Origin of the sequence: Streptococcus pseudopneumoniae, assembly GCF_001072375.1 — a bacterium.
Taxonomy (GTDB): domain Bacteria; phylum Bacillota; class Bacilli; order Lactobacillales; family Streptococcaceae; genus Streptococcus; species Streptococcus pseudopneumoniae_L.
In genome coordinates this window covers 1-7,041 of sequence record NZ_JVKV01000117.1, presented here as the reverse complement: position 1 = coordinate 7,041, position 7,041 = coordinate 1, and the positions used below count along the sequence as shown (strand labels likewise).

5 protein-coding genes are annotated in these 7,041 nt (G+C 39.7%); 3 read left to right on the top strand and 2 right to left on the bottom strand.

Annotation, left to right across the window (positions count from 1 at the left end):
- Nucleotides 1-125 precede the first annotated feature (125 nt).
- On the bottom strand, nucleotides 126-578 hold the full coding sequence (locus ADH31_RS09560; RefSeq protein ID WP_049510453.1) for a universal stress protein: 453 nt from the start codon (nucleotides 576-578) through the stop codon (nucleotides 126-128).
- A 144-nt stretch (nucleotides 579-722) separates the two neighbouring features.
- On the opposite strand from ADH31_RS09560, the gene ADH31_RS09555 reads away from it, so the two are divergent.
- Nucleotides 723-1,562, top strand: coding sequence for a metallophosphoesterase family protein (locus ADH31_RS09555; protein ID WP_049510457.1), 840 nt, complete (start codon nucleotides 723-725; stop codon nucleotides 1,560-1,562).
- Between the two features lie 71 nt (nucleotides 1,563-1,633).
- Nucleotides 1,634-2,071 (top strand): Rrf2 family transcriptional regulator, encoded by a 438-nt coding sequence (locus tag ADH31_RS09550; protein WP_049510452.1) that lies wholly within the window; start codon nucleotides 1,634-1,636, stop codon nucleotides 2,069-2,071.
- A 194-nt stretch (nucleotides 2,072-2,265) separates the two neighbouring features.
- Here the strand turns inward: ADH31_RS09550 and ADH31_RS09545 are convergent, their stop codons facing one another.
- A complete protein-coding gene (locus ADH31_RS09545; RefSeq protein ID WP_049510450.1) occupies nucleotides 2,266-3,735 on the bottom strand; it encodes a M protein trans-acting positive regulator PRD domain-containing protein in 1,470 nt (489 codons plus the stop codon).
- A 280-nt stretch (nucleotides 3,736-4,015) separates the two neighbouring features.
- Between ADH31_RS09545 and ADH31_RS10170 the strand changes: the two genes are divergently transcribed.
- On the top strand, nucleotides 4,016-7,041 hold a 3,026-nt coding region (locus ADH31_RS10170; RefSeq protein WP_275043527.1), incomplete at its 3' end, for a Rib/alpha-like domain-containing protein.

Sequence of the window (7,041 nt, the reverse complement as noted above, 5' to 3'; positions counted from 1 at the left end):
AGGTGAAGCTGACGTGGTTTGAATTTGATTTTCGAAGAGTATGAGTTCCTAGTTTCAACTACGACATCAATAGTTTATAAAAAAATGAGGTTAGGAGAAAAATCCCAACCTCATTTCTGTTTTTATTACAAAGTTTTATCCTTATCTCTAACGACGAGAAGGTCTACACTGGTATGGCGTAGGATATATTCTGATGAAGAACCAACTAGCAGACGTTCAAAGGCATTGAGTCCTGTTGCCCCAACTAAAATCAAATCAACCTTTTCTTTGTCTGGAATTGTTTTAGCTAAGAGAGTTTTAGGATTTCCCATCTCAATAACAACTTTAATGTCTGTGAGCCCATCATCTTTTGCACGCTTTTCATATTCAGCCATCAAATCGTTGGCCTCGACTTGCAATTCTTCGTAAACTTCGGCATCAAATGTTGAGATGCTTTGAAGAGCACGTGTGTCAATGACATGGGCAATCGTTAGTTTTGCCTGGTTACGTAGTGCTGAATGAACCCCTTTGATGAAAGCCAAGTCAGCTTCCTTAGAACCGTCAACCGCTACCATGATGTTTTCATAACGTTGTGCCATAGCAAAAACCTCCTCATTCTTATTACCTTCATTGTATTCCTTTTCACTAAAAAAGTAAAGTAAAAAACGATAGGAATATAGATGCTTTTTGACTTTGACTTGGAGTTTGTTATAATAAAACTAGAAAAGCTAAGAGGAAGAGATATGACAAAAATCGCAGTATTATCGGATATACATGGCAATACAACAGCCTTAGAAGCTGTTCTGGCAGATGCCCAGAAGTCAGAGGTTGATGAGTATTGGCTCTTGGGAGATATCCTCATGCCTGGAACAGGACGAAAAAATATTCTCCAGATCTTGGACACTTTACCAATCACCCTTAGAGTTTTAGGGAATTGGGAGGAGAGCTTGTGGCGCGCCTGCCATCGTCAGTTAGATGAAACCAGACCCAGTCATCGTTATCTCTTACGCCAGTGTCAGTATATCATGGAAGAACTCAGCATCGAGGAGATTGAGGCACTGCAGGACTATCCCATGCAAGTGCACCTCCAGTTTGGAGATTTGAAGCTAGGGATTAGCCACCACTTGCCTGATAAAAATTGGGGACGAGAGTTGATTCATCTTGGGAAGCAAGAGGACTTTGACCGTCTTGTCACCAATCCAGACTGTGATATCGCCATATACGGTCATATCCATCAACAGTTTCTTCGTTATGGTAGTGGTGGCCAGCTTATCCTGAATCCAGGTTCCATTGGGCAACCCTTCTTTTTATCTGAGAATTTACGCAAGGACTTGCGGGCCCAGTACATGATATTAGAATTTGATGAAAAAGGCTTGAAAGATATCGATTTTCGTCGGGTCGATTATGATATTGAGGCAGAATTACAGCTAGCCAAAGACTTAAATTTACCATACTATCAAGTTTATTATGAAAGCTTGGTTAATGGGATTCACCATACCCATAATCAGGAACTACTTCATGAAATTGCCCAAAGTCAAGGTCATGATGCAGAACTAGATGACTGGTTAAGTGGTAACTCTTGACATTACAACTACAAGAGATATAATAAATATAAGTAAAAAACGAACTAGTCTAATAGAAAAAGGAGAACCTTATGCAAATTTCAAGTCGATTTACCATCGCGACCCATATGTTGATTATCATAGCCTTGAAAGGGAAAGAAAGTAAGGTGACCAGTGATTTTCTTGCTAGTAGCGTTGGAGTTAATCCTGTCATTATCCGTAAGACCTTATCTCAACTGAAAAAGGCGGAGTTGATCTCAGTTACGCGTGGAACTGGTGGAGCAGAGATCATCAAAGACCTAGAGGATATCAGTCTTTTAGATGTTTACCAAGCAGTTGAGTGTCTAGGAAAGACAGGTCAACTCTTTAGTTTTCATGACAATCCCAATCCAGCCTGTCCAGTTGGTGCAAATATCCATGGGGTTTTAGATGAAAAATTACAAAAGATTCAGCTGGCTATGGAGCAGGAGTTGGGTCAAACCAGTCTTGCCCAAGTAGTAGCAGATGCAGAAGCAAGGATAGAGAAATAGAAACTATACAAGCAGCAGAAAGAGTCTTTTCGGTTTAAAGCACTGAATTTCTTTTTTTAAAAAATCAAAATAGTAAAAAGAGAAGAGACCAGAACTTCAATTATCGGAGTTCCGGTCTCTTCTCTTTTATAGGTTATAGAAATTGTTCTCCAAGATTCGGATGCCTGAGCAATTCTATTCTTCAATAGGCTTCCTTAAAGCTTGCCAATCGAGATTGTGTTGAGCTCATTAATAACCTGAAGATTGGACATGCGACCGATATTGATTAGATTTGGATGTTTTAGTCCATCTATATCGAAGTTTGTTAAAATGGCATCATATCCAGCATTCATAATCTCATCAACATCTAGTGTTTCCTTGTCCCAAGTTTCAAACTGGATATTTTTAGAGGTGTAGTATTTATAGAGGGAGATGAGAGCGTGAGGATGAGCAAAGTCAAACTCGCTAAAAACGAGGACACGGACCTTATTCTGAGATTCTAACAGTTGTTCCATCAAATCTGAAGCGTGGGTCAAGAGAGTGTATACCAGATGGACAACAGCATGCGCCTGTTCTTTTTGTCCCAAGCTAGACTTATAACGCATCATTTCGAAAACAGCTGCTTCGTAAAATTCAGGGAAGAATTTCTTGAATTTATTGAGCGTATAGGATTTATTATGAGAAATGATGGATTCTGAGTTGATCTCTTGACGTTCAAGAAGAGCAGTATTGTGCAAGTGCCAAACTAGCTCGTCAGTATTTGTAAAGTGAATCCCGAATTCACGAGTCAAGTTATCGAGGACATCTCGAGCAGCGTGGTAAGAGTGATCAACCTGTTTGTCTTCTGAACGGGCAGCTAGAAATTCTTCAACAGTAAAGAAGATTCCTTTTTGAGTATATGAATCAAAGATTTGTTCTAAGGTATGACGGTTAACCTCGATATTCAGACGCTTAGCCAATGGTTCGAATTGATCTTGGAACTCCGACAGTTGATCATATAAAGGAAGATCATTTGTAGAATCACTCATTGTTTGGATGGTAGCGCCAATCTTAAATCGGTGCAAATTAACAGCTATTTGTGTTTCTAGCTGCAACAAGTTAGCATAGTTGGCAGGAAATCCTGTCATTTTAAGAAAGAAAGCAACAAATTCTTCAATGTCTTTCTTAGAATCAGTAAATGGCCATTTGAAGTAACCATAGGCTTCATGGAAATACTGGGCGAAGAAGAAGCGGATGTCCTTTTCGTCTCCAATGATAGAGATTGGAGTGACCTTGAGTTTGAAGCGGTATTTATTTTGTAAGGTATGATTGATCTCAGCTACTTTTTTGCGAAGTGCAGGTAGTGAGACATCAAGGTTTTGAGCTAGATGTTCATAGGTAAATGGTTCTTCTAATAAAAAGAATGCTCTCAAAACTTGGAAGTTAGAAGAATCTTGTAAAATGTGGCGGTAAATTCGTTCAATACCCAAGTTTTTAGGGTTGGCCAGCCTGATACCAGCTGTTGAAGATTGGATTTCGAAGCAAGAGAGGACTTCGCGCATCTCCTTGATATCGCTTTTAATGATACGGGTGTTGATATCTAGGTCTTCTGCTAGGGGATCTAGGTGGATCCAGTCTGGATTTTCAAATAAATATTCTAAAATTCTTAATTGCCTTTGTTCTTTTTGAGTCAATAGGGCTCTCATAAATCGTTCCTCCTGTAATAAAATTGATTATAACAAACAAAAATCAGATTTTTTTAGATGTTAGTTATTATATCACAAGTAAATCAAAAAAACAAAGAAATTGTCTGGATTTAATATATTGTGTTTTAGTAAAAAAATCATTATTTTAGAATTTTATTGTATCGAAAAAATTTTTCAAATATAATAGTTTAAAAAAATTGACTAAAACAAAGCTATGTTTTATAATTGAAATTGTATGTTAAAGACATGCTATAATTTTTAAAATTAGGAGAAAAGATTCATGTATTTTAATCGAAAAAATGCAGAACAAAAGAATTGGCGTATGATCAAAAAAGGAAAACATTTCCTTTTCGGTTGTTCGCTTGTTTTTGCGGTTGGGGCAGCATTAGTAGCTCCATCAGTCAAAGCAGATGCAGTAGACGCTAAGCCAGAAGCTAGCTCTACAGCAGAGGGGGTTAAGCCAGCTGCAGCTGAAGAGAAAACAACTTATGCAGCACCAGCTGTAGAAGTAGCTCCAGCAGCAGTGGCTGAAAAAAAAGTTGAAACTACTCAAAATTCTAAAGAAGAACCAGTAGTTGCGACTGAAAAAGCTAAGGAAGCAGATAGCATCCAAGCTCCAGAGGTGACAGTGGTCTACAATCCATCAGCACTTACTGATGAAGAAAAAGCAAAAGTAGTAGCAGCTGTTAAGGCAGCTAACTCTGCAGCAACTGATGTTCAAGTTCAAGCAGACGGATCAGTAGTTGTTACTTTTGCAGATGGTTCAACTGCAAGCTTGTCAGCAGCTCAAACTATTAAAGATGGCTCTCAAGTAGCTAAACCACGTAGAGCACGTGCAGCAGTAGCGGCTCCAGTCATCACTTCAAACCTTGATGGAAAAGGAAGTTCTGCAACGGATGTAACTGTCCAAGCACCAGCAGGTTCAACTGTTAAACTCTACAATACTGATGGTGCTGTTATCGGTCAAGCAGTAGCAAATGCTCAAGGTGTAGCTACTGTTACGCCAACAAATAGCCTTCCTGTAGGTGAAATCACTGCTACAGCTACACCAGCAGGCGAAAGTGAGTCTCCTAAGAGTGCACCTGTAACAGCGACACGACCAACATTGACAACTGTAGAAGGTGGTGTTTCAAGAGGGAACGATAGTGATAATACCCAACTACTCGTTACCAAATCACACATCACTGTTTATCCAGGTGAATCTGTTAAGATTGGTGTTGTAGCAGTATCTCAAGAGATGGAAAACTTTTCGGTTCCTAAAAATCCAGACGGTGTCAAGGGCTTGCTACCTACAGGTGTTTACCTAAAGACAGCTGGGACAGAGACCTATAAAAGACGTAATAACGGATACGGAGGTACTGTTGCTTGGGACCAACCAGCAGGTGATACTGTTGTGACCTTCGCAGTTAGAAGTAAGAATAATGTAGTTGTAACGAGAGACCTGAAAGTTACCGTTTTGGAACTTACTAAGAAGCTTGATGCTGTTCCAGGTGAAAAAGTAGAAGTTGCTGATCTTAACAATGTTTCTGAAGACGAGAAAAATAAAATTATCGCAGCAACTAAAAAAGCAAATGCAAGTTTCCCTCCAGGCACTTTATATAATGTTGATCAAAGAGGAAATCTTGTCGTTACATATCCTGATAAATCAACAGATAAGATTGACGCTTCATATCTAGTTACTCCATCAAATAAACCTGCTGATACTAATAAGCCAGCAGGCCAAGCGCCAGAGATCACTTCAGATCTATCAGGTAAAGCAAGTACGCCAACTGATGTGACAGTTAAAGCAGAACCTGGTTCTACAGTGAAGCTTTACAATAATGACGGAGTTGTGATCGGCGAAGCCGTAGCAAACGATCAAGGTATTGCTACTATCTCTCCAATTAATAGTCTTCCAGAAGGACAAATTACAGCGACAGCTACACCAGCAGGTGGAAGTGAATCTCCTAAGAGCACTCCGATTACAGCGACTCGTGCAGAAAAGCCTGAAGTGGACGGAGGTGTTTCAAGAGGAAACGATAATACCCAACTTCTCGTTACCAGATCACATATCACTGTTTATCCAGGTGAATCTGTTAATGTTGGTGTTACAGCAGCATCTAATGCGATTCAAAACTTCTGGGTTCCTAACAATCCAACAGCTGTCAAGGGCTTGAAACCTACAGGTTATTACATATCGACAGCTGGAACAGATACCATTAGACAACGTTCAGCCGGATACGGAGGTACTGTTGCTTGGGACCAACCAGCGGGTGATACTGTTGTGACCTTCGCAGTTAGAAGTAAGAAAAATGCAGTTGTAACGAGAGACCTGAAAGTTACCGTTTTGGAACTTACTAAGAAGCTTGATGCTGTTCCAGGTGAAAAAGTAGAAGTTGCTAATCCTAACAATGTTAGCGAAGATGAAAAAAATAAGATTATCGCAGCAACTACAAAAGCAAATGCAAGTTTCCCTCCAGGTACTACATATAGTGTCGATGAAAAAGGAAACCTTGTCATTACTTATCCTGATAAATCTACAGATAAGATTGCAGCAGCATACTTAGTTACTCCAGCTGCTAGGGAAACAGACAAGTACACACCAACAGCTAAAAATCAAACTGTTAAACAAGGTGAAACACCAGACGCTAAAAACTCAATCGCCAATGCTGGTGAACTTCCAAGTGGTACTACCTTTGCTTATAAGACACCAGTAGATACAGCAACCAAAGGTGAAAAAGACGCGATAGTAGTAGTTACTTATCCCGATAAGTCAACTGATGAAGTTCCAGTTAAAGTAACTGTAAAAGATCCACGTAGCGATGCAGATAAGAACGATCCAAAAGCTAAAGCTCAAGACATTTACAAGGGTTCAACACCAGACGCTAAAGGCTCAATCGACAATGCTGATGACCTTCCATATGGTACTAGCTTTGCTTATAAGACGCCAGTAGATACAGAAACACCAGGTGAAAAAGACGCGACAGTAGTTGTAACATACCCAGACGGATCTAAAGATGAAGTTCCAGTTAAAGTAACTGTAGAAGATCCAGATAAGACATCTGCAGAAAACAACACTCCAACAGCTAAAGATCAAACTGTTAAAGTTGGTGAGGAACCAAAAGCAGAAGCTTCAATCGGAAACTTTGACAAACTTCCTAAGGGAACAAAAGCAGAGTTCAAGACACCAGTAGATACAACAACACCAGGTGAAAAAGACGCGATAGTAGTAGTTACTTACCCAGATTCGTTAACTTATGAAGTTCCAGTTAAGGTTACTGTAAAAGATCCACGTAGCGATGCAGATAAGAACACCCCAGTAGCGAA

Excerpts from the sequence above, each read along its gene's own strand:
- ADH31_RS09560 (WP_049510453.1), bottom strand. The coding sequence starts at position 578 with ATGGCACAACGTTATGAAAACATCATGGTAGCGGTTGACGGTTCTAAG.
- ADH31_RS09555 (WP_049510457.1), top strand. The coding sequence starts at position 723 with ATGACAAAAATCGCAGTATTATCGGATATACATGGCAATACAACAGCC.
- ADH31_RS09550 (WP_049510452.1), top strand. The coding sequence starts at position 1,634 with ATGCAAATTTCAAGTCGATTTACCATCGCGACCCATATGTTGATTATC.
- ADH31_RS09545 (WP_049510450.1), bottom strand. The coding sequence starts at position 3,735 with ATGAGAGCCCTATTGACTCAAAAAGAACAAAGGCAATTAAGAATTTTA.